Genomic DNA, 26,858 nt, shown 5'->3' on the forward strand with positions numbered 1-26,858 from the left:
TTTAAGCATTTAACTGTAAAACCCTTCCCCTGCAAAGCTGCGGGTACAAAGTCTTGCAGCGCAGCCGACGACTACGATTGCATGACTCTCAGGTACTCCACCCACGGCCCCACTTCGGTTTTGTATTGTTTGGCCATCACTCGCACTATCTGGCCAATATGGTTCAAATCGTGAGCGACCCAGGTGGCCAGCAGTTGCGCCAGTGTCACCTCCCCAAAAGCCGGATGAATGCCTGTTTTCGCCAGGTCCTCGTCGCTAATGTCCATAGCACGAAGCCGCTCAATATTGCTCTTACGCAGGTTGCTGAACTCCTGCAAAAGCTGTTGAAGTGTCTTCTTCCCGCTTTCTACCATTTGAGCGAAACGGTCAAATGGTTGGAAATGCTTATCTGCCTCAGGCGAAAGAACAATGTCTGCCCTGGGAATCCAGTCCGTTTTCTCCCCATGAATCAGGTGCCCAACCACATCGTAGGCACTCCAGCTCTCCCCTCCTTCATTAGTAGAAGTCCAATCGGCAGTGAGGCCGTCCAACAAAGTATTGAGCACTCCTGGTGTGCGTTCCAGTACTTCAATCGCTTTTTCAAGATCAAATTTCATTTTCCAGCGTATTTTGTACAAAATGTGCCTGGGAGTTTTCGTTTCACCAATTCGGCGCTTTCTTTTATCTCAAATTACTGGAATTTTAACCTATCTTGAGCAGAAGCCCAGAGAATATTTGCCTTTAACTAATGCTTGGAAGAAACCTGATTATCGCCTGGCGGCACATACGCAAAGACAAAGTAACCACTGGCATTAACTTGTTCGGCTTGGTGATTGGCGTAACCGCCTGTCTGCTTACCTACCTCATCATTCTGGCCGAGCTTAGCTACGATACTTTTCATGAGGACAGAAACAGCATCTTCAGGGTGGTAAGCTCTCTTCAAATGCCATCAGCGCAAGTTCAGCCTGTGGCCCACATCCCTTATCCCGTCACCGACATCATCAGAAACGAATTTGATAGCGTAGAAAGCGTCGCCACGTTTATCTCATTCTACGGCAAGGTGGCTATCCCATTCGAAGAGCAGGAATTGATCGTATCCGAGTTGCCAGACATTAATGAAGACATATCGGACATTATTTTGGCACAACCCAGCTACTTCGCCATCTTCCAGTACGAATGGCTGGCTGGCGAAAAGGACAGTGCCCTGCTAAAACCTTTTCAATTAGTACTGACAGAAAGCAAAGCACGTAGGTATTTTGGAGGTATACCGGCCAGTAAAATAATAGGGCGAGAAGTTGTTTACAATGATTCTTTGCGAACCACAGTCGTTGGCGTCGTAAAAGACTGGGAACAGAATACAGATTTCATTTTTAACGATTTCATTTCCTTCGAAACACTGAACAAAACCAATCTTGGAAGAAGAATCCATTTCAATAGCTGGCAGTTGCCAAATCGGTTCAGTCAAACGTTTGTGAAATTGAAAAAGGCGGCTAGCGTCACTTCTATTGAACACCGTCTAACCACTCTGATGGATCAACACCCAGAAGCAAACATTAGTAGTGTCAGGTTGCAACCATTGACTGGTATTCACTTCGACGAGACCTACAGAGACATGTACTCCGGCAAGGCTCGCTTACCAGTGCTGTACACGCTCAATGCCATTGCTCTGTTTATTCTTGGGCTAGCGGTGATCAATTACATTAATCTTTCCACTGCACAATCTTTCAGCGGCACAAAGGAAGTTGGCATCAGGCGGGTACTCGGGAGCCGACGCAGCGCCCTGATCTTTCAGTCTCTTTTGGAAACATTTCTTCTCACCAGTTTGGCGGTTGCTCTGGCGCTACTGCTGGTAGAACCGGGCCTGGCATTAATTGCCAGTTTTGTTCCTAAAAAAATTGGGCTACACCTTCTCACTCCTTTGACCAGTCTTGGCTTGTTGGGTATGACCCTAATTATCTCACTGCTTGCCGGTTTTTATCCTGCGCTGGTGGCCACAAGCAGTTCCCCACTTGTAAGTTTGGGTAAGCATAAAGTGCCTACCAGGTCAAAAAAGATTTCTTTTGGAAAGGTGCTGATTGTGATCCAGTTCACCATATCTATCGTGCTGATTAATTGCTCTCTCGTAATCAACAAACAAATTGTATTTTTGCTTACCGAAGACCCTGGCGTCAATCAACACAACATCGTCAACTTTAACATCCCTGGAGTCGGAAATCCTCCAGAGGTTGAGGAAATATACAATAAGCTCAAGGAAAGTACTGCGGTAAAAATGGTGAGCCGCAATATGGGTCCTCCGCTGGAAAAAGATCATCGAAGTGTAATTCTGACCACGGTCGATCAAAAGAGTTCCGTTCAGGCAGAATTACTGTCCGGCGACGAGAACTATATTGAATTGTTTGAAATCAAAATGACAGCCGGCCGAAATTTTGAGGTAAAAAACCGAGATTCCCTTACAGAATTCCTACTTAACGAATCGGCCATCCTGGCACTGGGCTTTGATAACCCGGATGATGCACTTGGTAAGCATGTGGCATGTGACCTTGGCGTTGGCGTTGGCGGAGGGCGAAAAGAAGGCCCGATTGTCGGCATAGTAGCCGACTTTCACAGCCGGCCACTTAAGGACCCCATAAATCCCGTTTTCTTTATTCCTTCTAATCGCAACTCGAGGACAATAAGCATCAAGGTTTCTGACATTAATAGCAGCGATGAATATGACGACATCATTCGACAACTAACCGACATTTGGCAGGAACAATACCCAGAAATGAACTTCCGCTACAGCTTGCTTGAAAGAGAAGTCTTCAGTTACTACGACCGGGAATTTGAAACCGCCCAGATTATTGGAGCCGCTACTGTTATATCGATTTTTGTTTCTTGCATTGGTCTATTTGGTCTTTCTACTTTCTCCACCCAGCTTCGTACTAAAGAGATTGGCATTCGAAAAGTAGTCGGCGCCTCGGTCACAAGCATTGTGATGATGCTGTCTCGTGAGTTTTTGATCCTTATATCCATTGCCATCGTCTTTGCCTCACCTATTGCCTGGGTCGTGATGAATACCTGGCTGAAGATTTATGCTTATCACACGAGCTTTCCTTTGTCGGCATTTGTCATTGCCGGGATTCTCGCATTAACTATTTCGCTGCTCACCATTGCATCTCATGCAATAAGAGTAGCCCGAAAAAACCCGGTTAATAGTTTACGCTTTGAGTGACCACGATGGACAGCCTGAAGTTGCCTCGGCATTTTTTTATCCGAAAACTTTTTCAGAATGCCATAAATACTCCAATCGCCTCTCGGCTTTGCCAAACTGCCATTTGCATACACTAAGGCACCAAAAAATCCTTACCCTGGCCCATTCTTCTTTGGCTTTGCCGAACCCCGCCAATTCGAACGGTTTGTCTACTAGCAGTCTCCCCAGTAGTCTTGATGCGTGTGAATGACCCGGGAGATGCAGCCCAATCCCTCCACTTTCATCGGCCCTATCCAGCACATATTTAATAAAAACACCTTTGAATTAGGGTGCGATCACAGGATATGCTTCGATTTAAAAAAACCTCATTTTCAGTGAGATAATCAGTTTTTCGCTCTCTACTCGCTGGAGCTTGTTTTCTGTCGGCAGATATTTTATCCTGTCTGTTTCCACTCCCCTCTAACGGCTGCGCATCAAATTATGAAATGCTTTTGTAGTGACCCCGTACCGGGTCGGGTTGCCTTTGTTTATACAATGCATTCCCTGTTTCAGTGAGTGGCTGGCCCACCAATGCAGCAGCTGCAATAGTCAATATCAGAAAGACGGTACCGCCTGTTATCTGTAAATAAATGTGCTTCATGGTGTTGTATTTTTGTTTGGAGACGAGGCATCCCTAAAAAAGACGCTGACTAAAGAAAATAATCTAATAAATTTTGCATCTTTTCGCTCCAAGCTCGTCTATTAGAATTAAAGGGGACATATGCACACGACCGAATTCATCTGGACATCCTTTCATAAAGAGCTACAAGCATTTATCAGGCACTCGCTGAAAGACGAAATGGCAAGTGACGATGTGTTGCAGGATGTCTTTGTAAAAATCCACACCAGGCGGCATACACTGAAAGATGAGGGAAAACTGGTGAGTTGGGTGTGGCAAATTACACGAAACACGGTGCTGGATCATTTCAGAACAAAAAAGCAATTTACCGAGCTGCCTGACGACCTCGTATTGCAGCATGAGGAGAATCCCTTCAATACCACGTTTGCCCAATGCATGTCACCTTTTATTCACAATCTTTCTCCGCAGCACAAAGAAGCCATTAAGAAAGTAGACATTGAGGGAATGCCGCAAAAACAGTTTGCTGAGCAGGAGGGCATTAGTTACACAGCCGCCAAATCGAGGGTGCAGAGAGCCAGGCTTCACCTGAAAGACTTGTTTTTGGAATGCTGCGCTATTCCAGCCGACAAGTATGGAAACATCCTGGACATGATCCCTCAAAAAAATTGTCGTTGTAAGGAGCGTCCTTCTCCCCATGCCCTCGTCTCTTCTATGTAAACCAAAACATATATTATTATGGGAGACGATTGTTGTGGTGGAGGTTGCTGCGGAGGCGGTAGCTCTACAGGATGCTGCTAATCTGAAAAGACAGCATTTCGAAAATGAAGGAGGCCGGAAGGTCTCCTTTTTTTGGTTTCGGACAATAGTCACGCTGTTGTACTATCATCACATAGCTTTTTTCACAGCCGCTCGTGAAAAATCGCATACTGACCAACGCTTTTATGTTACGTTGAAATTCCATTCTTTAGCGGATATTTACTTATGGCTTCAAAAAAAAGACGTGCAGACAAGGGACTTATTGTTGGTGTGATAGCCATAGCTATCAACATCATTACAGTTTCTGTGTACGTATACCAGGCGAGAATCATGCAAACGCAGCAACATGCATCCGCATGGCCCTACCTCGAATGGTTGGCGAAATTCAATGAGGAGACCGGATACAAGCTTGAAGTGAAAAACAATGGCATCGGCCCCGCTATCATAAAGTCGGTGAGTATCAGAATCAATAATAAGGAATTGGCGAATCTCGACTCAATGTTTGTCCAATTAATCGGCACCGACTATTTTCCGCATGTGACTTCTCCCATTCAAAACAGGGTACTTCCCCCAGGGGAATCGATGCTGGCCTTCGACGTAAAGGACAGCGAATGGTCCGAAAAACTTTACAGCGCCGTTGGGAAGGTTAATTTTGAATACGAAATTTGCTACGAGTCGATTTACGGCGATCAATGGACTTGCAAAGGCACGGAGGTGGTAGAGAGCAAGTGCAACTAGGTGTAGCCACGCTGCTGTCGATAATTGGATAAGTGGTGTTCAGTTACTAGCTCAATTCTTTTAAATTAGCTTTATGAAAACACCTACTTACTCTCGCCGTAGTGCACTTAAATACCTTGGTGGCACCGCCGGCCTCATGGCATTGCCGTCCTTTGGATTTAGCAGCCCCACTACATCTCTCATTGAAGACAGCGCCACCGGCATACTGAAGAGTGCCGCAGGCGACTTCATTCCCTGCCTCAACATGGCCACGATCATGGGGCATAATCTTGGTTTTGTCAAGGAACTCGAAAAAGCGTCCAAAGGGGGCTTCCGGGCTGTAGAAATATGGATTCCTACCCTGCAAAAGTACCTCGATGGTGGCGGAACGATCAAAGAAGCGGCCAAAATCATCAAAGACCTTGGTATCAGTGTTGAAAACACCATTGGCTTTGCTCAATGGATAGTGGATGACGAAGCTACCCGAAACAAAGGACTGGAACAGCTGAAGAAAGAAATGGATATGCTGGCACAGCTGGGCTGCAAGCGTATTGCAGCACCACCATCAGGTGCCACAGCAGAACCAGGGCTTGACCTTTACAAGGCGGCCGAACGGTACCGCACTATTCTTGAGATGGGCGATCAGACCGGCGTTGTACCACAGCTGGAGATATGGGGGCATTCCAAAAATCTTCACAAGCTCAGCCAGGCATTGTTTGTAGCCACGGAGTCGGGCCACGCATCCGCCTGCATCAATCTGGACATCTTCCACCTCTACAAAGGCGGTTCCAGCTACGAAACCCTGCAAATAGCGAATCCACTTTCAGTTCAGGTGCTGCATGTGAATGACTACACCAACATTCCGAGGGATGTTGTGAAAGACGCAGACAGGATATATCCTGGAGACGGGTTGGCACCCACCAAAAAAATACTTCAGGCATTTCAGTCGCCAAAGAGGCCGCTGATTCTGTCTTTAGAAGTGTTCAACAAGGAATACTGGGCGCAGGATGCGCTGGAAGTGTGTAAAACGGGCCTGGCGAAAGTAAAGGCAATTGCCCAGGGGCTCTGATATAAGCCAGTTTTATTGCCATTCGAAGAATAGAAGCCACTTCCCAGCACTCGTTGGGGAGTGGCTTCTTAGGTTTTAAGCCGTCAAAATGGCTTTAACCTTCTTTACTTCTTCATCAGAAAACGAAGTGTTCTCCAAAGTCTTGGCATTGTCTACCAGCTGTTCAATTTTGCTAACGCCAACAAGTACAGATGTCACTGCTTTGTTATGCAACAACCAGGCTATCGCCATTTGCGACAGCGATTGGCCTCTTTCAACAGCTATCTTGTTCAGTTCTTTGATCTTGGGGAGGTTTTTCTCCACCGTTTCCTTTTCCAGGTAGGTCATGCCCTGCCCTGCCCTTGAATCGGCTGGAATACCGTTGAGGTACTTATTGCTCAGCATGCCCTGCTCCAGTGGGCTAAAGGCAATACAGCCAACTCCACCTTCGGTCAGCACGTCCAGCAAGCCATCTTCCACCCAACGGTCAAGCATCGAATAGCGGGCCTGGTGGATCAAACACGGCGTGCCCAGGTCTTTTAGAATAGCGATGGCTTTTTTGGCCTCCGCCGCAGGGTAGTTGGAAATACCCACGTACAAAGCCCTTCCCGACCGGACAATGAAATCAAGTGCTCCCATTGTCTCCTCCAGCGGCGTATGTGGATCCGGCCTGTGGTGGTAGAACAGATCAACATAGTCGAGGTTCATCCGCTTAAGACTCTGGTCAAGGCTATTGACCAGGTATTTACGTGAGCCAAAGTTACCGTAAGGGCCAGGCCACATGTCGTAGCCAGCCTTGCTGGAAATGAACAGTTCGTGGCGGTAGGGCTTGAAATCGTCATTGTACATACGGCCAAAGTTGGTCTCAGCAGATCCAAACGGAGGGCCGTAGTTGTTTGCGAGGTCAAAATGAATGATGCCCATATCGAACGCTTTGCGAAGTAGCAGCTGAGCGTTGAGCAGATTGTCCTTGTGGCCGAAATTGTGCCATAGACCCAACGATATTTCAGGCAGAAGAATGCCACTTCTGCCCGAACGGCGGTACTTCATGCTCTTGTATCGGGCATCGCTGGGTAAGTAAGTGGTCAATCCTGATTTGTCATGTATTTCCATATGTATCTAGTGTGTTTACATTTTTAACATGGCCCGAGGCCACAACATTTCTTCCTATTTAGAACCGTCGGATAAAGGTAAACTGCCCTGCCGAAAAGTTGTAGCCCTTCATCAATAATGTTCGTATTCCATGGTCTGTCCCCCGACAGACTTCGCCAGTCGTTGAGTAGATCAAGAGTCACGAACCTCGCTATCAACCTCAGACTTGTCGCCAGCAAACTGGCTGGCGTACTCCGAAGGGCTAACACCAAAGTACTTTTTGAACCTGTTTCTGAAGTATTGCAGGTCATTGAAGCCAACTGCATAAGTAATTTCAGAAACAGTCAGCTGGTTTTGCTTCAGCATTTGAGCGGCCCTTTTGAGTCTTATGGTTCGGATGAACTCAACCGCTGTTTGGCCGGTTAGCGCCTTCACCTTTCGGTAGAAGTGCATCCGGCTCATGGCCACCTCTCTACCGAGGTCCTCCACCCTGAATTCCGAATCGCCAATATTGTCTTCGATGGTTTTCAACACCTTTTTCATGAAAACCTCATCCAGAGGAGTAATGGTGATCTCTTTAGGTTCCAGCACCAGCTTCCGGTTGCCCATGAATCGCTCCCTCATCAACTCCCTCGTTTTGATCAGGTTGCGCACCCTTACCTCCAAAAACCTAGAATCGAAAGGCTTGGTGATATAGTCGTCGGCCCCTGTTTCCAGGCCAGTGAGTTTATCCTCCAAATCAGCCTTGGCTGTGAGCAGTATCACTGGCACATGACTTATCCGACTGTCGGTTTTTACCAAATGACACATTTCCACTCCATCCATCAAAGGCATCATGATGTCAGAAATGATAAGGTCTGGCACCAGCTCAATACATTTCTCCAGCCCAATTTTGCCATTTGGAGCGTCAATAATCTCATAGCTGTGCTCCAGGCTTTCTTTCATGTAGGTGCGCAAGTCTGCATTGTCCTCCACTATCAGCACCAGCGGTTTGCCTTCCTTGGGGTCGGTCTTCACAATAGCAGCCTCACCAGTGCTTTGCTTGTCTCTTTCTTCCAACTCTTCCACCACATGACCGATGCTCACGGCTCCAACTTTTTCCGGCTCCACAATTTCATTGTCCTGCAAATGCGCTTTGCCCATTGGGATGAGCACCTTGAAGCACGAGCCCTCACCAAGCGTACTTTTTACTGATATCCTGCCCCTGTGCAGTTCCACCAGCTCCTTGGTAAGCGAAAGGCCTATGCCAGTCCCCTCCTGGTCGCCGTGATGGTCAACATCGGCTTGATAGAACCTGTCAAAAACTGACTGCAGATGTTCCCTGGGAATTCCGACGCCACAGTCCCTGACGGCGATTTGCACAAACTCCCCGCCTGCTTCACTGTCAGTCATTTCCATCGAAATCCGGCTCACATTGAGCGAAATTTCACCCTCACTGGTAAATTTGAAGGCGTTGGACAGCAGATTCGTTACAATCTTTTCAACTTTATCATGATCGATATATGCTTCCAGAGGAGCGTTCGGATGGTTGTAGGAATAGGACAGCTTTTTTTGGGTGGCGTAGGATGAAAAAGACGCTGCAATTGGCTTCAAAAACTCGACAACATCGGTTCGGCTGGCTTCCAGCTTCATGCTGCCACTTCCCAGCTTTGACAGGTCGAGCAGCTGATTAATTAATCTTAGCAACCTTTCTCCGCTCCGGATCATGACCCCGTACTGTTTTCGCACATCACCACGAAAGGCCCCCGAGTACATTGATTTTAATGGGCTTAGCATTAATGTGAGTGGGGTTCTGAATTCGTGCGATATGTTGGCAAAAAAGTTGGATTTCATAGCATCCATTTCTTGCATTTTGGTAAGCTCCATGTGCTCAAGTCTCAAGTCACTTTTGAGCCTTTCTCTGTAGATAAGTACTTGCCTATACCAGAGAAGCAGACCTATCACGATACTTATGTAGATAGCGTAAGCCCACCAGGTGGCCCACCACGGGGGCGTTACTATTATTCGCAACGAGGCACCTTCTTCATTCCAAAGGCCGTCATTGTTGGAGGCCTTTACCCTAAAAACATAGTCGCCGTGAGGCACCTTGGTGTAGCTGGCGGTACGTTGATTACCAGCCTCGTGCCAGTGCTCGTCATACCCTTCCAGCATATAAGAATAGCTGTTTTTAAAAGCCTGAGAATAGTTAAGCGCCGCAAACTCAAAGCTAAATTCGTTTTGGTGATAGGTCAGCGTAATTTCCTTTGTATCGATGATGTTTTGTGCCAAAACTGAGCCTTTTGCGCCCGGTCTCACTTCTTCATTGTATATCCAAAAGTTGGTGATGTACACGGGCGGTATGTGTGGATTCTCCTTTACTTCTCCCGGATAAAATGAATTAAAGCCATTTACCCCACCGAAAAAGAATTCACCGGACTGGCTTTTCAAATAGGCGCCCCTTACAAACTCCTGCTCCTGTAGCCCGTCTGCGGTGCTATAGTTTTTGAAGCTCCTTCTTTCAGGGTCGAATTCACTGATTCCCTGGTTGGTGCTGACCCAAAACATGCCCCGGTCATCTTCCAGAATGCCATTGACTACATTGTCGGCAAGTCCATCATTTTTGCGAAACGTTTCGAACGTGCCTTTTCTGTAGTCAAATTTGTTGAGCCCTGCCCAGGTGCTAACCCACAGCGTGCCTTTGCTGTCCTCGTAAATGGCATTAACCACATTGCTGCTTAAGCTGGTGGAGTCCTTGGGGTCTTTGATATAGGTTTTAAACACAGGCTCTCCATCAGTGCCAAAAGTCATTTGCAGGAGGCCTCCACCTTCAGTACCAATCCAAATATTATTCCGACTGTCTTCAAACATGGTAAACACCCTGTTGTGACTCAAAGATTCGGGGTCGTCAGGGTTTACTTCGTAGTGCGAAAATGTGCCCATTTTCCTATCAAACAGGTCCAGCCCTTCATAGAAAGTACCCGCCCACAGTCGCTTCCTGCTGTCTTCAAAAATCGAAAATACATAATTGGAACCTATGGATGTCTTGTCCTCAGGGTCATTTACAAATCGATGGAAGGTGCCGGTCCTTTTATCAAACTTATTAAGTCCCCCCTCCCATGTGCCCGCCCAAAGGTCTCCATAGCTATCGATCTCCAAAGAAATGACGGAATTGCTCCCTATACTTTTGGGGTCATTGATATCGTGAACATAGCTTTTCACCTCATTGGTTTTCCTGTTGAAATAGTTCAGACCTCCGCCGTCGGTACCTATCCACAAGTTGCCTTCCTTGTCTTCTACAAAACAGATGATGTCATTATTGGCCAGGGCATGCCCCCCGGATGGCGGCAGAATATGATGAATGAACTTGGTCTGATACTGATCCCATTTATTCAAACCTCTGTTGCGGGCTGCCAGCCACATGGTGCCAATATTGTCTTTGTACACAACCCAAATGGAGTTGGCGCCCACACTCGTCGGGTCAAGTGGGTCGGGCCAAAAATTGGAAAACTGCCCGGTTTGCCTGTCATAGATCGACAACCCACCGTTTTCCATACCAAGCCAAAGCCGGTTGTAGTTGTCTTCGCTGATGCTAAGCACAATATTGTGCACCAGGCCTGTTGGATCTACAATGTTAGGCATCACCCTTTGAAACTCTACACCATTATCTTTCGGCACTAGACGGTTCAGGCCCTCTCGTGTACCCATCCAAATTTGACCGTCACTGTCTTTCAAAAAAAAGTTCAGGTAGTTGCTGGAAAGGCTCTTTGCATTGCCAGGCTCGTGACGGTGATGGATAAATCTTTGCCCGCCAGTGTCAAACCTGTCAAGTCCGCCACCATAGGTCGCCACCCATATATTGCCGTAGCTATCTTCGCAAATCGACCTCACGTGATTGTTGGCCAGGCTGAGGGGGTCTTTTACATCATTTGTGAAATGCTTGAAAACTTTTGAACCCACATACACCACATTCAATCCACCCCCTTCGGTACCAACCCAAACGTTGCCCCGGCTGTCGATACACAGATCCGTCACCCAATTATCGGACAGGCTTTCGGGATCATTAGGCTTGGATTGGAAACGGGTGAAGTTGTCCGACTTTCTGTTGTAGCGGTTTAGTCCGGCATCGGTTGTCCCCACCCAAATATTGCCTTCTTTATCTTCTGCCAGGCTGGTGATAAAGCTACTGCTTAACGAAGTGCTGTCTCCATGAATATACTCATATACCTTAAATTCAATCCCATCATACTGATTCAGTCCGTTTCGTGTGCCAAACCACAAGAAGCCATGCTGGTCCTGGATGATGCTCGTTACTGACTTCTCCGAAAGGCCGTCAGTGAGTTGCTCAAACTTAATATTGCTAGTCAGCGCAGAGTTATTCTGCGCTATAGCCAAATCGGCTACAACCTGACACAGCCCAATCAAAACGAAATACCTTATCCACCCCATGCTCTTCCACATTGCTATCGCTATTGAAAAATCCGCCCCTCTGTAAAGATCAGGAAAAATCCAGACCCATAAGGGCACCTTTTTTAAAACATTTATAATATCTCCCAATAATAGCATCTCTCAAAGTGCTTTTTTCAGAAGGTTACAAATACAGTGGTCTTTTGAAAGAAGTGTCGGCAGGTTTGGGCGATACTATAGTTTACTTTGTATTGAGTATATTATGTATCAATGTAGAGAAGCAAAAATGCCCGGAAACTAACCGGGCACTTTTGTTAACTACATTTTTATATTTACCAAACTTACTAACAGCGCATTGTAGCTGGTGAGTTTATCGTCTCACCGAAGCCACTCAGCTTATTTCTTGCCGGAGTTGCTCACGAAAGCCACTGATTTACTATCAGGCGACCACGAAGGCGTATTAATAGTCCCCTGCCCACCATATAAGTAGGCCAATACCTTAGATTCACCACCAGCAGCTGGCATAATCTTTAAAGTAACTCTTTTGTATGAAGGGTGTGAGTTGACAGGAATGGTGGGTGGAAAAGAAATGTAAAGTATCCACTTGCCATCAGGCGACACGTGTGGGAACCAGTCATTATTCTCATCAAAGGTCAACTGCTCGTTTCCTGTGCCGTCAGGCTTCATTCGCCACAGCTGCATGGTGCCCGACTGGGAGCCGTTGTAGTAAACATACTTTCCGTCAGGTGAGTACTCGCAACCATCTACGTGTCCCGAAGTGAATTTCGTCAACTGAGTCTCCACTTTCGTTTTGATATTGGCCTTATAGACATTGTAGATATTCCCCCCGTTTCTCTGAGCTACATAAACCAACTCTTTGTTGTTCGGAGCCCAGCCATGAAAGTAAGAAGGGGTTCCTTCCGTTATCAGTTCGGGTGTTCCTCCTTCCAGCGGCAGCACATAAACCGTGGAGCCTCCACCAGGAAGTCCATCCCTGTGGCTGCTTACTGCAAGCAGCTTGCCATCAAAGGAGATGCCGTGGTCATTGTTATTTCTTTTCAAATCACCTGTATTCAGCTTCTTCGGCTCTCCACCAGCAATGGGCATGGTATATATTGACCCATCCATGTTGAACAGCAGCTCCTTACCGTTAGGCATCCAATTTGGCGCCTCAAAGCGACCATCCTTTTCGTAAACAACTGTTCTTTTTCCATCTGCGATGGTCATCGTTTCCATGCGGCAGCCAAGCCATCCGTCTTGCCCTGGATTGTAGTTGTCGGCCACTGGCTTGTCGATCCTCACATTCCAGGCAATGCCCTCTTCAATTACTTCAGGGTTATGCGAACCCACGAAAATGCCCGCAAATACCTCATCTGGCATATATGGCATGACGTGAGAGCCAATCAGCTGAAGTGGCTCGCCAAAATGTGCGGCTCTCATGATCAGTTCCTTGCCAGAGCGCTCAAGTTGGATTATTGTGTAGTTACTTTTTGGAGAAAAAATCTCGTCTTCCGGATCACGCATAAAGGCTCCCCTCAATTCCCTCCACTGTAGCACCGTTAGCCCGTCGCCATGAAGGGTGGCACTAACGTGGGCTGCCTTCTCGTCCAACGACTCCCTCACCATCCAACCAATTTTGCGGTGTGGATCGACGCCTGCGCCATTGAAACCAAAATTGGCCGTCAGGATAAAATCACCTTTTAGCTTTTGGTGAGCAAAGTGAAATTCGTCCCTTTCAAACCAGATGTTGTACCCCGCACCTTTGATGGAATAGGTTTGCGTTTGTTCGTTGTAAGCAGCGCCCCCTTTATTTTTTGGGTTGCCTACATCCCCGTGGTCAGAAAATATTCCGACAGGATTTTGGGCGTTTGTTATGCCAATTGTTAGCAAAAAGCTTAATGCAAGTAGTTTAATTTTCATGGTGCGTTTTTTTTATAGTTTAATTACCCAGGCAGACCTGGAGTAGCCAAGGAAGCGGCATCTGCGGTCGAGGACGCTTTTGGACTATCACGGTAAAGGTGGATACATTTCGGCCAACCATTCGATGACTGATGTAACAATGTCACTAGGCATTTTAATTTGTTGGAATCGGATTTGGAAGAGAACCAGCGACATGAAAATCTGGGCAAAGCTATTTGTAACTTTCCCACGTGGTAAAAAGCTCTAATCCAAGTTAAGCTTTTTTGCTCCAAAAAAATATGTCACCTTTTAAAAATGAAAGTGCTTCCCTTTCGTCTTTCGTGGGAGTAAACAAACAAGAACCATAAACGAGTATAAATACATGGAAAGAGGGTGGGGATTACCCGCCCCTTTTTCTTTTTTGCGGCTGGTGCCAGCAAATTACGGCATTTGGGAAGCAAAAGTGTATTTACCAGACCCTAGCTCCAGTTTGACGTAGCTGCGCTCAACGTCTACAACTTTGATGTCTCTGGAAAATATTCCCTCTTTGGTGAATGTGGTCAATTAGGTGGAAGTCCGTTGTAATGTATTCACCCTGTATTATCAGGTGAATTGGCGGCAAAGCCTCGTCCTTAGCTCGACAAAACCCTGTTCAGCTTGTCGTATAACGCTTTTACCTTTTGCTTTGGGTCGCCGGCACCCAGCGTTTCTATGGGCAAGTAACCCTTATAGTCCGATGCTCTGATGATATCTATCAGCTTTTTTAAGTCCGTCTCTACTTCCTCGCCCTCTACAAAAATCAATTCCTTAATCTGCCAATTGACTGCATAAGGAATGGTCTTCTCAATTTCCTCGTAAGGGTCCCCTACCCGGTAACTGCCCGTGTCCAGAATAAGTCCAAACCATTCAGAGTCAACCATCTCCATTATCTTTGTAACGTGCTCTGCAGTTTTGATAAAGTCGTTGTGGTTTTGAATGGCCACTGTTACGCCAAACTTCTTGCCATGATCAATACATTCCTGAATATCTTTCACCATCCAGGCGGCCACGTTGTTCCATGAATACCCGTCGGGCACTTTGGCACCGGCAAAAATCCTGATCACAGGAGCCCCAAGTTTAGCGGCCGCTTCAATCCAATTCTTAACCAGCTTTACTTCCTCCTTTCTTTTTTCGGGATCGGCCAGCGTAAAATCGTTGCGAACACCGGTGCCGCTTATGTCCAGCCCCAACCGAAAAGCGTGCCTCTTGATCTCAAACAGGTAGTCATCCGGCGGCACATTGGGGTATCCTTTGAAATAGTAAGCAGTAATATCCACAGCCGCAAAACCAACTTCTGAACAGTACTCCAGCATATCGTGCACGTCCATACTGCCATCGGTAAGTGGCGCATTGAAGGAAAACGCATTGAGGCTGATTTTCAACTGAGACGCTTTTGCAGACCTGCCTGCAATATGCTGTGCCACAAGCGTTGGCGTTGAGGCAAAATTCACTGCCGATAACGCAGATAGGCCTAGGGCACCCTTCAAAAGCTGTCTTCTTTTCATGCTATTTATCATGGCTGGGGTATTCTTCAATGAGCTGTTCCCACTTTTGTGCGTCAGCGCATTCTCTAAATTAATAAACTTCCATTATTTTACACCTCATTAATGCGTTATCTTAGCATTACATATTTCTAAACCTACAAAAACTGAGCATGGTCAGACTATTTCAACTAGCCTTATCTTTTCTTCTTTTCACCGGTAGCATCCACCTTTCAGCACAACGTTTAATCGTTCGTGGAGACGACATGGGATTCTCTCATAGTGGCAATGTAGCACTAATTAAGACCTTTAAGGAAGGCATAGAAACATCAATCGAAGTAATTGTTCCGTCGCCCTGGTTTCCTGAAGCTGTCAAGATGCTGGCGGAAAACCCCGGTATTGACGTTGGCATTCACCTGGTGCTCACCAGCGAGTGGGACAATGTGAAGTGGCAGCCACTGACTGATGCGCCAAGCCTTCGGGACAAGGACGGATACTTCTTCCCAATGATATGGCCGAATAAAAACTATCCGGGGCAAGCAGTGCTTGAAAACGAATTCAGCCTCGATGACATTGAAAAAGAGTGGAGAGCACAGATAGAACTTGCAAAAAAAATGATTCCCAGGCTCAGTCACGTCTCGGGCCATATGGGCTGCACAAACCTGAACGATGAAGCGGCCGCCATTACCAAAAAGCTGGCTATAGAATATGATATCGATATTGATACGCAGAAATTGGGCGTGCAGGGCGCCAGGTACGAGGGAGCACATGGCACGCTAGCGGAAAAGAAAGAAAGCTTCAGCAAAATGCTCAACAAGCTGGAAAAGGGAAAAACTTATATGTTTGTGGAGCATCCAGGCATCGACACGCCGGAGCTGAGGGCAATTTCACACATTGGTTATGAGAATGTGGCCGAAGACCGTCAGGGTGTAACTGACCTGTGGATAGACGAAGAAATCAAAGCGCTAATAAAGAAAAAGGGCATTCAGCTTATTAGCTACAAAGACCTTGTGAAATAGTGCTGAATGGAATCCCGCAATAGTTTTAATTAATTTTAATTACGAAAGACACCATCATTTATTCATGCAGTTAACAGGAAAGAATTTAATCGGAAATAAACTATCAGGTATCAATCCTCAAAGCTTCAAGGGACACGGCGGGCACTCAGGCATCGCATTCCACGAAGCAACAGTCGGAGAAGTCGATCAGGCTGTAAACATTGCCCATAAGGCTTTTGGCAACTACAAAAATACATCAGGCGTAGAAAGAGCTATTTTCCTTGAGCGCATCGCTCAGCTAATCGACGAAAACAAGGGCGAATTAGTAGCCATCGCCATGACGGAGTCACGACTGCCCGAGGGAAGGCTCATGGGCGAAACAGGGCGTACTACAGGCCAGTTGAAGCTATTTGCGTCTCTTCTTAGAGAAGGCTCGTGGGTCAATGCCATGATCGATCCGGCCATCCCTGACCGCCAGCCACTGCCTAAACCTGACGTGCGCCAAATGCAAAGGCCACTTGGTCCGGTGGCCGTGTTTGGTGCCAGCAATTTTCCGTTTGCATTTTCCACCGCTGGCGGCGACACCGCATCTGCGCTTGCTGCCGGTTGCCCAGTTGTGTGCAAAGCACATCCGGGTCACCCGGCTACGTCCGAGTTGGTAGCCTCTCTCATCATACAAGCAGGGAACGACACAGGCATGCCCGAGGGTGTTTTCTCCCTGGTGCAAGGCGAAGGTTATGAGGCAAGCGTTCACCTGGTCTCTCATCCGGCGATAAAGGCCGTAGGATTTACCGGTTCGCTTGGCGGAGGCAGAGCCCTCTTCAATGCTGCCGCCAAACGAAACGAACCAATCCCGGTTTATGCCGAAATGGGCAGTGTGAATCCTGTATTTGTATTACCAGAAATATTGGAAAAAGATGCCACTGCACTTGGGCAGAAGCTGGCTGGCTCTAACCTCATGGGTGCCGGGCAATTCTGCACCAACCCTGGTGTGATTGTCGCCGTAAAGTCGAAGGCACAGGAGCAATTTACTGAAGCCTTCAAAACAGCCCTTGAGGCCGCCTCTGCCGACAATATGCTCACAGAAAAGGTATTTAGTGGCTACTGCAGCAACATCGGCAAAATGGCTTCGCTACGGGGCGTTACCCAGCTCGTCGGCGACTTAACGGCAAAAGAAGGTGTAGCTGCTATCCCGCACATGTTTCAGGTAGAAGCAAGTGCTTTTATCAACAACCTTGCACTTCAGGAAGAAGTTTTTGGCCCGAGTTCATTACATGTGGTGGCTGACAGCGAAGCACAAATGCAGCAAGTGGCTGATATCCTTCACGGACAGCTCACTGCCAGTGTTTGGGGCACAGAAAAAGACATGAAGGGGCATTCGGAGCTGATAGGCACCCTTGAAGGTAAGGCTGGCAGGGTAATCTTTAACGCACCTCCCACAGGTGTGGAAGTAACCTATGCCATGGTGCATGGTGGCCCCTACCCGGCTACCACCGACAGCAGGTCTACTTCAGTAGGCACCAACGCCATTTATCGTTTCACAAGAGCAGTGTGCTATCAGGGCTATCATCAGGCACTGCTACCTGAAGCGCTGCAGGATGCAAATCCATTGTCCATCACAAGAAAGGTAAACGGGCAGTTTACCGATAAAGCGCTATGAAAAAGCTCCTTCCCTGCCTCTTCGGTCTCTGGGCCCTGGCGGGGTGCAGCCAAACAACTAATGAAAACAAGGAAAAAGCGATGCCAGCTAAGGGTACCTATGCTTATGATTCTGCTTTCCTGAAGGCCAACACGTCTTCCGTTTATGAACTAATTTCATCAGACGGCCAAGCCAGGGTACTGCTTTCTGCTGACTATCAGGGTCGGGTAATGACCAGCACTGCCACAGGCGCTTCTGGTAACAGTTATGGCTGGCTCAACTACGACCTGATTGAAGCAGCCGACTGGAAAGAGCAGTTCAATCCTGTCGGTGGTGAAGAACGTTTTTGGCTGGGGCCGGAAGGTGGTCAGTTCTCGGTGTACTTTAAAGATGGAGATTCCTTCGAAATCGGCAACTGGCAGGTGCCCGCTATTATTGACACGGTGGCCTACCCTGTTGTTTCGGCGGCGAAAGGTGAAGTAATCTTCGGAATTGAAGCGAGCGTCACCAACTATAGCGGAACCGTATTTGACCTGGCCATCGAGCGAAGTGTTCGGTTGTTATCCAAAGAGGCGCTTGCCACCAGCCTGGGGGTCACCTGGGAAGAAAGCCTGAAGTGGGTTGGCTATGAAACAACCAATCGTATTGTCAACAGAGGAACTGAACAATGGACAAAGGGCTCAGGTCTGCTATCCATCTGGCTGCTGGGCATGATGACACCATCACCTGAAACAATGGTGATTATTCCTTTCAGGCCAACTGATGGCGCCAAACTCTATATCACTGATGACTATTTCGGAGAAATACCGGCGGAAAGGCTAACGGTAACGGACAGCGTGATCTATTTCCAGTGCGACGGTCTTTACCGGAGTAAACTTGGGTTGTCGCCCGCCATTGCCAAGCCAATAGCTGCCAGTTTCGACTTTGCAAAGAATATTCTAACCATCATCAAGTTTCCCGTCGAGCCAAAAGGTGACTATGTGAACTCTAAATGGGAATTGCAGGACGAGCCCTTTAGTGGCGACGTCGTAAACTCTTACAATGATGGCCCAATGGCAGATGGCTCTCAAATGGGGCCTTTTTACGAAATTGAATCTTCGGCTCCAGCCAAAGAACTGATGCCAGGCGAGGCACAAGAACACAAGCAACTGACCTGCCACTTCGAAGGAGAATTCGAAAGCCTCAATCAACTATCTAAACGCCTTTTGGGCGTTGACTTAACTAAAATTAAAAAATAAGAAAACAACCCTATGAAACTTTATAAAACCTCCAATCGAATAATTGCTGAATACGAAGGCCAATCTTACCAAATCTCCGATAGCTGGGACCATGCTGTAAATCACAGCAAGCTCCATGATCATTTGGTGAAACTGGTTAAATCTGCCAAACCACTTGACTCAGGCATAAAAAAAGACTGGCTCAAGGATGGCCTGAGCGCTCCCATTGGCAGTCAGGAGGTGTGGGCCTCCGGGGTTACCTACCTTAGAAGCAGAGATGCCAGAATGGAAGAAAGTAAAACTGGTGGTGGATCTGATTTCTATCAGAAAGTATACGATGCCGACCGGCCGGAACTCTTTTTCAAGGCGTTGGCTCACAGGGTAGTTGGGCATGGAGGAGAAGTGTACATCAGAAAGGATTCCACATGGAATGTGCCGGAGCCTGAGCTCACGCTGTTTATCAATTCCAAGGGCGAAATTCAGGGCTACACCGTTGGCAACGACATGAGCAGCCGCAGCATCGAAGGTGAAAATCCACTTTATTTACCTCAAGCCAAGTCGTACGAAAAAGCCTGCGCACTTGGGCCTTGTCTTTATGTGCCTAAAGAGCCTATTTCGCTGGACACCAATATTGTGATTTCTATCAAAAGAAATGGCAATGAGGTTTTTCACGAAGAAATTCAGCTCAACAGAATGAAGCGCAAGTTTGACGAGTTGGTAGAATACCTATACAGGGCTTGCCACTTTAATCAGGGGGCCTACCTGATGACTGGCACGGGCATTATCCCTCCGAATGAGTTTACGCTGGAGCCGAAAGATATGGTGAGCATCAGCATTGATGGCATTGGGACGCTGGAAAATGTGGTTGGGGTGATTTGATAACCACAACTTAAGTCTGCTCATCTTAAGATGAAACTTTTCTCTTTGAGATAGAATTATTTCACAAACAAAAAGTAAATTGGAACATGAGCAGACATGAAGATTTTGAGAGAAAAATCAATAGAAGCCTCAATACTATGGAAGCTAAAATTTCCTATTTACATGAGGGCATGAGAGGGCTTCAGGATTCTTTTAAGGAATTTCACGAAGACATAACTGAATACATGGCCTTTTCGGCTGAAAAGTATGCAGATCATGAAAAGCGTCTTTCTGCGCTTGAAAAGAAGGTGAAATAGACCGTCAACCCTCTAAAAAATAACCTACTCCTTACTCCCTCCTCCACTTCTTCTTCTCACTTAGCTTTTTCTTGGCATCGATGCGCCTCTGCACCGCCGCCTTACCGGGTTTTGTTGGCTTACGGGCCTTCTTCCGCTCAAACACCTGCTGTATCAGCGAAGAAAGTTTCCTTATTACCTCCTCTTTGTTTTTCAGTTGGGAGCGACTCTCATGCGAGCTAAGCAATAGTTCACCTTCCTTTGTTAGCTTGTTGGCCAGCTTGCTAAGAAGAATGGCCTTTTGTTCGTCGCTGATTATTGCCGACTCCTGGATGCTCCACCGCAGGGTTACCTTCGTGCTCACCTTGTTCACATGCTGACCACCCGGGCCGCCACCAGTAGTGGCAGAGAAAACCAGTTCCGAAAAAATATCTGATATAGCCGGAGAAATAGGGTAACTCATTGCACTATAGATTACTCGCTTAGCTTTTCAATGGGCTGAAGTGTCACTTTTCGGAACTCTACCTCTGAGCCTTCGGCCTGTAACGCAATCTGGCCTTCATTTGCCGTGCAGTCGTAGCCATGGTTCACCAGGTCATCATTCACCCACACTTTGATTTCTCTGTCAAGGCATTCAACGACCATTTTGTTCCATTCACCCACCGCATTTTCTGAGCCGTCGGTCAAATTAACTATGCGGCGCAGCATGCCTTCCGAAGTACCCCACTTGGCTGGGTCTCCCCTCCTTGCCTCCATATCGTCTACCTTAATGTCCTCTCTGATGCACCAGAAGTCGCCGGCATTTTCATGCATCAGCTGCGCTTCGATCGATTTTGGGAACATATCGTAGAGCAGGCGTGGCGTAGAAGCATGCAAAATCACTCCGCAATTGCCTGGCTCGCCTGCAAATCGGTACTGCACTTCCAACCGGTAGTTGGAATAAACCTTATCAGTGATAATATGTCCCTGCGGTGCTGCGAGGCTCACCAGCATGCCGTTTCTAACAATGAACGGGCTGGGCACCGTGTCGTTGTTGTCCATGGCCGGCACATCGATATGCCAGCCAGTAAAGTCCGTGCCGTTGAAAAGGCTAACAGGTTCATTCTCTTTTTTGGAACACGCTAAAAAGAAAACAAGGGCTAACAGGATTAAGGTTTGCTTCATGCTTGCATTTTTTTTTCAAAGTAGCCCCATTTCAGGCACATTCAAAAATATAAAAGGAAAGCCATTTTTTGGGCAAAAAATAAAAGCAAGGCTTCCTCAACCCTGCTTTTTTTACGTCCTAACTATTAGAAATGCTTCTTATGCATGTTTCCAGCGTTTCAGCTGATGTTTGAGCGCATCTACACACTGAGCCACTGCTTCTTCGAATGAATCGGCGTGCTTAGAGGCAAAAAGATCATTTCCAGGTAAAGAAACCTTGATTTCGCAAACCTTATTTTCCTTGTTATCAAACTTGTCAAGTTTAAGAAACACCCGGCTTTCAACGATCTGATCGCTAAGGGTTTCAAGCTTTTCGACATGCAACTTCACAAAATCTGTCAGTGAGTCTTTTGCGTTAAAATTAGGGGTTTCAATGATCGTTTTCATAGTATAACTATTTTAAGGGACATTTCCGGAGCCTTTATCTCTCCGTTCACAAGCTAAGATATCAGAGGCTTCCCGGTTCAAATATGACACGATTTAACGAGACTGATGATTATTGTCACCTGGTTTTCGGAATTAATTTTTGGGTACAAAAATTCTTCCGGCTACTTGCCTCTCTCCGGCACGACAAAGCTCATCTCTCCCTGCTGACCGAAGTCAGTGCCTTTGAAGTAGTCGTGTAGTACCTTAGTTGGGTAACTAAATGACGAAGGCTATGACAACAGGAAAAGCATTATTGGGCGTGGTAGCCGGGATGGCTGCCGGTGCTGCTTTAGGGTTGCTTTTTGCTCCGGAAAAAGGCGAAAAGACAAGGAAAATCATTGTTGATAAAGGCGAAGATTTGGCAGGGACACTCAATCACAAAATTGAACGAAAATTCAATGAGCTAATGGATTCGGTCAACGCCAAACTTGGTAAAGGCAAGCTGGTCAACAGCTCTGCACCACTGGAGCATGAAAACGTCAACTAGGAGACGCATCCGAGGTTTCAAATTATTCCTAAGCAAAGGGGCCGTTTGAAAAAAAGAGGGGCGTTAGGTTAGCCACGATTGGTTGATCTGATGTCCCTTTTTTTGATTTCCTCTGCTACCAGGCTTTATGAACTTCAGCAGCCTTTCACGCCAAAATGCCCCTCCTGTAAATTGCCCTCAATAAGTTGGCTGAAAAGTAATGTGCTTTAGTAAATTCGGTTAATTTAGCCGGACATACCCTCGCTGGGTATTTGACGATTTCATTGCATACTATACTCTTAAACTATGACCTACAAGCCGGCAATAGCATTCCTGAAAGCTATCATCGCACCTCTGTCGTTTGTCCTGCTGTTTAGTTTTGGCTGCCAGCCCGAGAAGCCTTATCTCAAGATTTCACAAGGAGCACATATCAGCCTTATTGGGAACAACCTCTGCTCCCGAATGATGAACTACGGATACTTTGAAACAGAAATGCAGCTCAGGTACCCCGACTCAGAGTTGTACATCAGAAACATGTGCGACGGTGGCGACACACCCGGGTTCCGACCTCACTCCGGCCGTGTCTCTCCATGGGCATTTCCCGGTGCTGAGAAATTCCAAACTGATTTGGCGCAAAACTCCGGCAGCGAAGGACATTTTGAAACCCCCGATGAATGGCTTGCCAGACACAAAACGGATATCATCATTGCCTGCTTTGGTTTTTCTGAATCCTACGCAGGCCCCGAAGGTCTGGATAATTTCAAGGCCGAGCTTTCTGCTTTCATAGAGCACACATTCTCCCAAAAATATAACGACTCGATCCCGCCTCAGCTGGTTCTCGTGTCGCCAATTGCCTTTCAGGATCTTTCCGACAAATATGACCTCCCCAACGGAGATCAGGAAAACAGAAACCTGAGTCTCTATGCAAACGCCATCAAGGAAGTAGCCCTGCAATATCAGGTGCTATTTGTCGACGCTTTTGGGCCTACGCAACAGTGGTTTGCTGAAGAACAATTGACGATTGATGGGCTACAGCTCAATGATGAAGGCTATCAAAAATTCTCGAAGCTATTGGCAGATGAAACCTTCGGTAAAAAGGAAGTAAAAAACGAAGACCTGAGAGCCTCAGTAAAGGAAGCTGTACTTGAAAAAAACTGGTTTTGGCACAACGATTACAAAATCCCCAACGGCGTCCATGTGTTTGGCAGAAGGTACCGTCCGTTCGGCAATGAAAATTATCCAGAGGAGCTCATCAAGGTACGCCAAATGACTGCTATCAGGGATACGGCTATTTGGAAGACTGTCAAAGGTGAAAAATATGACCTGGCGGCTGTAGACGCAAAAACCCAAAAGCTAACGCCGATTGAAACGAACTACACCCTCACAGACAATGTGAGGTATATGTATGGCGAGGAGCTCATGAGTCATTTCAAAATGGCACCGGGCTACAAAATTGAGCTGTTTGCCTCCGAAGAAGACTTTCCCGAGCTGGCCAATCCTTCACAAATTGCGTTTGACAATAAAGGCAGGCTTTGGGTGGCAGTAATGCCCACCTATCCGCACTACAAGCCTGGCGACGCAAGGCCTGACGACAAGCTCATCATCCTCGAAGACACAGATGGTGATTTTAAAGCTGACAAGCAGACTGTGTTTGCCGACAAACTTCATATTCCGGCTGGCTTCGAATTCGCCCCGGAAGGTGTCTATATTTCGCAGGGTACTAATCTGAAGCTTTATACCGATACAGATGGCGACGACAAAGCCGACAAATCAGAGATTATCCTGAGTGGCTTCGACGACCATGATACTCACCACGTCATCAGCGCCTTTAGTGCCGACCCTTCCGGAGCCATTTACATGGGCGAAGGTGTTTTCTTGCATACCAACGTAGAAACACCTTATGGTACTGTGCGGGCGACCAATGGTGGTTTCTATCGCTACAACCCGCAGAGAAAGCGCCTGGAAAGAACTGCTCAGCTTTCGATTCCCAATCCATGGGGCATCGCTTTTGATGAGTGGGGACAGAACTTCTTCGCTCACACTTCCGGCCCCGATGTCAACTGGATGATGCCTGGCTCGATCAAGTCAAAATATGGACTTGCCAATCCGGGCTCCAGAAACCTTATCGAAGAAAAACACAGGGTGCGCCCTACATCAGGGTTGGAATTTGTTTACAGCAGGCATTTCCCGGACGAGGTGCAAGGCGACATGCTGATCAATAATACCATTGGCTTTCTGGGCACCAAAATGCACCAGGTAATCGACGACGGCACAGGTTTCAAGACCAAACACAGACTTGATCTTGTGGTGAGCGACGACCCTAATTTCCGCCCGGTGGATATGGAATTTGCGCCAGATGGCTCCCTCTACCTGGCCGACTGGCACAATGTGCTTGTAGGCCACATGCAGCACAATGCCCGTGATCCCCTGCGTGACCATGTGCATGGCAAAATTTACCGCATCACCTACCCTTCCAGGCCACTAGTAACACCAGCGAAAGTAGATGGAGCAAGCATTGAAGAGCTACTTGACAACCTGAAGCTGCCTGAATACCGCACCCGCTACAGAAGCAGAAGAGAGTTGAGAGAAAGAGAAACTGACAAGGTACTGGCAGCCATCGAAAAATGGACAAATGAGTTGGATAAGGCAGATCCCAATTACGAACGATTCATGCTTGAGGGGTTGTGGGCATCGTGGGGAATGAATGCCATCGACCTCAAGCTACTGAGAACGTTGCTCAAAGCTGATGACTATAAAGTAAGAACGGCAACCGTTCGGGTGCTTCGTTACACTGGGCACCAGGTGTCTGAGCAGGCTGGCTTGCTGAAAATGGCTGCCGCTGACGAAAACAGCAGGGTTCGCATCGAAGCCATTGTAGCCGCTTCGTGGCTGGATGACGATGCCGCCAAAGAGATTTTGGCAGTTGCAGCCGAGAAACCCCTGGATGATTGGATGGAAAAGCCGTACCAGGCCATATTGGATCACATGGTTCCCTACAAGCCTGAAGTGGCTGGCAACGAGCTGGTGCCGCCAATGTTGTCGAAGGAAGAACAGCAGTTGTTCCTTGCCGGAAAGGAAATTTACATGAGGGATGGCTACTGCAACACCTGCCATCAGCCTGACGGAAAAGGTTTGGATGCTGCTGGATTTCCTCCATTGTCGGGTAACGAATGGGTGCAGGGCAGCGAGGAGCGGCTGATCAAAATTACTTTGAAGGGCTTATATGGCCCGATAACGGTGGCCGGAAAAGACTATCCGGGTCAGGTGCCAATGACCCCGTTCGGCGGGCTACTGAACGACCAGGAAATAGCCGCTGTGCTCACCTACGTGCGAAGCTCATTTGGCAATTTGGCCGATGCCGTTACTCCTGAAAAAGTAAAAGAAGTGCGTGAGTCTTCAAGCGGAAAAACTGGTTTCTACACGCCTGAAGAATTACTGAAAGAGCATCCACACGAAAATGACAAGTAACTGATTTCGGCTAAAGCCGGTGGATATTTCATAATTGACTATAATTTTACTGAAACTACTGTTAGATATACATTTTTAATCAATACCGACTTGCAATGAAGATTTCGATACACAACTGGATGCGGGCAGAAACCATTGAGGAAACCGTCAACCGGATTGCCAAACTGGGCTACGACAGCCTTGAAATTCAGGGAAGCCCCGAGCTTTACGACACAAAAAAGGTAAAACGGCTGCTGGATGATGCAGGCATCAGTTGCTGGGGTTCCGTTACCCTGATGCTGGAGCTTCGCAACCTGCTGGCTAAAGACAACAAGCAACGGGCCGACTCTGTGCAGTATGTGAAAGACGTCGTGAGAATGGTGGCGGAGCTCGATGGCCACATGGTGTCTGTGGTGCCGTCTACGGTGGGGAAAATATTGCCCGAAGGCAAACCCGCAGAAGACTGGAAATACGCCGTTGATAGCATGAAGCAGGTGTATGAGTATGCAGAAAGCGTTGGCATTCTGCTTGGCATTGAGCCTATCAACCGTTTTGAGACCTATTTCATCAACCGTGGCGACCAGGCACTGGCGCTGGCAAAAGAAGTCGGCCCTAAGTGTGGGGTTTGCCTCGACACCTTCCATATGAACATTGAGGAAGACGAGATTTTGCCCGCCATAAGACGAGCCAAGGGTAAACTGATTGGATTCCACGTTGCCGACAACAACCGAATGGCTCCTGGCATGGGCAAGCTGGATTGGGCGAGCATCGTAAAAACGTTGGGTGAAATTGGGTACGATGATGTGTTGTCGGTTGAGTTTTGCTCACCACTCGACAGGACACCGGCCAACCCCTACCCTAATTCCATTGACGAGTCTCCTAAAGGATTGAGCCCCGAGCAAAAGAAGTTTCTGGAAGACCATGGCAGCTCAGCCGTCACGGACGAATTCTACACCATGCTCACCAGAAAATCCATTGAGACGCTAAGGCCTCTGATTTAAATAAGATCAATAACTGTAAAATCAAGATGTGTTAGCTACTGCCTGGCACTCACAAAGACGGGGTGCTGAAAAACAGCCCGGCTTAATGGCCAGTAAAAGAGAAA

21 protein-coding genes are annotated in these 26,858 nt (G+C 47.3%); 12 read left to right on the forward strand and 9 right to left on the reverse strand.

Translation table 11 applies throughout. The annotated features are described in order from the left end of the window. Positions 1 to 71: 71 nt before the first annotated feature. Complete coding sequence (locus ACMVP2_RS27555; protein WP_416866001.1) at positions 72 to 596, reverse strand: DinB family protein; 525 nt, start codon at positions 594 to 596, stop codon at positions 72 to 74. A gap of 131 nt (positions 597 to 727) precedes the next feature. On the opposite strand from ACMVP2_RS27555, the gene ACMVP2_RS27560 reads away from it, so the two are divergent. Further along, complete coding sequence (locus tag ACMVP2_RS27560) at positions 728 to 3,190, forward strand: ABC transporter permease (protein ID WP_416866002.1); 2,463 nt, start codon at positions 728 to 730, stop codon at positions 3,188 to 3,190. A gap of 457 nt (positions 3,191 to 3,647) precedes the next feature. Here the strand turns inward: ACMVP2_RS27560 and ACMVP2_RS27565 are convergent, their stop codons facing one another. Beyond that, a complete protein-coding gene (locus ACMVP2_RS27565) occupies positions 3,648 to 3,809 on the reverse strand; it encodes a hypothetical protein (protein WP_416866003.1) in 162 nt (53 codons plus the stop codon). A gap of 120 nt (positions 3,810 to 3,929) precedes the next feature. On the opposite strand from ACMVP2_RS27565, the gene sigZ reads away from it, so the two are divergent. The 3 genes from sigZ to ACMVP2_RS27580 all read left to right on the forward strand — a co-directional run bounded on the left by sigZ (position 3,930) and on the right by ACMVP2_RS27580 (position 6,330). After that, positions 3,930 to 4,505, forward strand: coding sequence for an RNA polymerase sigma factor SigZ (gene sigZ, locus ACMVP2_RS27570; protein WP_416866004.1), 576 nt, complete (start codon positions 3,930 to 3,932; stop codon positions 4,503 to 4,505). Between the two features lie 264 nt (positions 4,506 to 4,769). After that, positions 4,770 to 5,282, forward strand: coding sequence for a hypothetical protein (locus tag ACMVP2_RS27575; protein WP_416866005.1), 513 nt, complete (start codon positions 4,770 to 4,772; stop codon positions 5,280 to 5,282). A gap of 73 nt (positions 5,283 to 5,355) precedes the next feature. Continuing rightward, positions 5,356 to 6,330 carry a sugar phosphate isomerase/epimerase family protein gene (locus ACMVP2_RS27580; RefSeq protein ID WP_416866006.1) on the forward strand — a complete coding sequence of 325 codons (975 nt, stop codon included), beginning with the start codon at positions 5,356 to 5,358 and terminating at the stop codon, positions 6,328 to 6,330. Between the two features lie 75 nt (positions 6,331 to 6,405). Here ACMVP2_RS27580 and ACMVP2_RS27585 read toward each other — a convergent pair whose 3' ends face one another. The 4 genes from ACMVP2_RS27585 to ACMVP2_RS27600 all read right to left on the reverse strand — a co-directional run bounded on the left by ACMVP2_RS27585 (position 6,406) and on the right by ACMVP2_RS27600 (position 15,227). Then, entirely contained in the window at positions 6,406 to 7,422 is a 1,017-nt protein-coding gene (locus ACMVP2_RS27585) for an aldo/keto reductase (protein ID WP_339794023.1), read from the reverse strand. 171 nt (positions 7,423 to 7,593) lie between these two features. Next, complete coding sequence (locus ACMVP2_RS27590) at positions 7,594 to 11,838, reverse strand: two-component regulator propeller domain-containing protein (RefSeq protein ID WP_416866007.1); 4,245 nt, start codon at positions 11,836 to 11,838, stop codon at positions 7,594 to 7,596. Between the two features lie 342 nt (positions 11,839 to 12,180). Continuing rightward, positions 12,181 to 13,704, reverse strand: coding sequence for a TolB family protein (locus ACMVP2_RS27595; protein ID WP_416866008.1), 1,524 nt, complete (start codon positions 13,702 to 13,704; stop codon positions 12,181 to 12,183). A 611-nt stretch (positions 13,705 to 14,315) separates the two neighbouring features. Next, positions 14,316 to 15,227 (reverse strand): sugar phosphate isomerase/epimerase family protein, encoded by a 912-nt coding sequence (locus ACMVP2_RS27600; RefSeq protein ID WP_416866009.1) that lies wholly within the window; start codon positions 15,225 to 15,227, stop codon positions 14,316 to 14,318. A gap of 149 nt (positions 15,228 to 15,376) precedes the next feature. Here ACMVP2_RS27600 and ACMVP2_RS27605 point away from each other — a divergent pair, with 149 nt between their 5' ends. The 5 genes from ACMVP2_RS27605 to ACMVP2_RS27625 all read left to right on the forward strand — a co-directional run bounded on the left by ACMVP2_RS27605 (position 15,377) and on the right by ACMVP2_RS27625 (position 20,232). Next, a complete protein-coding gene (locus ACMVP2_RS27605; protein ID WP_416866010.1) occupies positions 15,377 to 16,222 on the forward strand; it encodes a polysaccharide deacetylase family protein in 846 nt (281 codons plus the stop codon). Between the two features lie 64 nt (positions 16,223 to 16,286). Continuing rightward, positions 16,287 to 17,861, forward strand: coding sequence for an aldehyde dehydrogenase (NADP(+)) (locus tag ACMVP2_RS27610; RefSeq protein WP_416866011.1), 1,575 nt, complete (start codon positions 16,287 to 16,289; stop codon positions 17,859 to 17,861). After that, entirely contained in the window at positions 17,858 to 19,078 is a 1,221-nt protein-coding gene (locus tag ACMVP2_RS27615; protein ID WP_416866012.1) for a DUF6786 family protein, read from the forward strand. Before ACMVP2_RS27610 ends, ACMVP2_RS27615 begins: the two co-directional genes overlap by 4 nt. A 12-nt stretch (positions 19,079 to 19,090) precedes the next feature. Further along, a complete protein-coding gene (locus ACMVP2_RS27620; protein WP_339792262.1) occupies positions 19,091 to 19,936 on the forward strand; it encodes a fumarylacetoacetate hydrolase family protein in 846 nt (281 codons plus the stop codon). An 86-nt stretch (positions 19,937 to 20,022) separates the two neighbouring features. Continuing rightward, on the forward strand, positions 20,023 to 20,232 hold the full coding sequence (locus tag ACMVP2_RS27625) for a hypothetical protein (protein WP_416866013.1): 210 nt from the start codon (positions 20,023 to 20,025) through the stop codon (positions 20,230 to 20,232). A gap of 31 nt (positions 20,233 to 20,263) precedes the next feature. Here ACMVP2_RS27625 and arfB read toward each other — a convergent pair whose 3' ends face one another. The 3 genes from arfB to ACMVP2_RS27640 form a co-directional block, all read right to left on the reverse strand. After that, the gene (gene arfB / locus ACMVP2_RS27630) at positions 20,264 to 20,674 is read right to left on the reverse strand and encodes an alternative ribosome rescue aminoacyl-tRNA hydrolase ArfB (protein ID WP_416866014.1); all 411 of its coding nucleotides are present in this window, start codon (positions 20,672 to 20,674) and stop codon (positions 20,264 to 20,266) included. Positions 20,675 to 20,685: 11 nt separating this feature from the next. Next, positions 20,686 to 21,375: a 3-keto-disaccharide hydrolase gene (locus ACMVP2_RS27635; protein ID WP_416866015.1), complete on the reverse strand. Its 690-nt coding sequence runs from the start codon at positions 21,373 to 21,375 to the stop codon at positions 20,686 to 20,688. Positions 21,376 to 21,513: 138 nt separating this feature from the next. Then, positions 21,514 to 21,801, reverse strand: a complete 288-nt coding sequence (locus ACMVP2_RS27640; protein WP_339792266.1) for an HPF/RaiA family ribosome-associated protein — start codon at positions 21,799 to 21,801, stop codon at positions 21,514 to 21,516. A gap of 271 nt (positions 21,802 to 22,072) precedes the next feature. Between ACMVP2_RS27640 and ACMVP2_RS27645 the strand changes: the two genes are divergently transcribed. The 3 genes from ACMVP2_RS27645 (at position 22,073) to ACMVP2_RS27655 (ending at position 26,754) form a co-directional block, all read left to right on the forward strand. Then, positions 22,073 to 22,327: a YtxH domain-containing protein gene (locus ACMVP2_RS27645; protein WP_416866016.1), complete on the forward strand. Its 255-nt coding sequence runs from the start codon at positions 22,073 to 22,075 to the stop codon at positions 22,325 to 22,327. A 285-nt stretch (positions 22,328 to 22,612) separates the two neighbouring features. Continuing rightward, entirely contained in the window at positions 22,613 to 25,774 is a 3,162-nt protein-coding gene (locus ACMVP2_RS27650) for a PVC-type heme-binding CxxCH protein (RefSeq protein WP_416866017.1), read from the forward strand. 95 nt (positions 25,775 to 25,869) lie between these two features. Beyond that, positions 25,870 to 26,754, forward strand: a complete 885-nt coding sequence (locus tag ACMVP2_RS27655) for a sugar phosphate isomerase/epimerase (RefSeq protein WP_339792271.1) — start codon at positions 25,870 to 25,872, stop codon at positions 26,752 to 26,754. The last annotated feature ends 104 nt before the right edge of the window (positions 26,755 to 26,858 follow it).

It is taken from the genome of Imperialibacter sp. (assembly GCF_048007035.1).
In the GTDB taxonomy this organism is placed as follows: domain Bacteria; phylum Bacteroidota; class Bacteroidia; order Cytophagales; family Cyclobacteriaceae; genus Imperialibacter.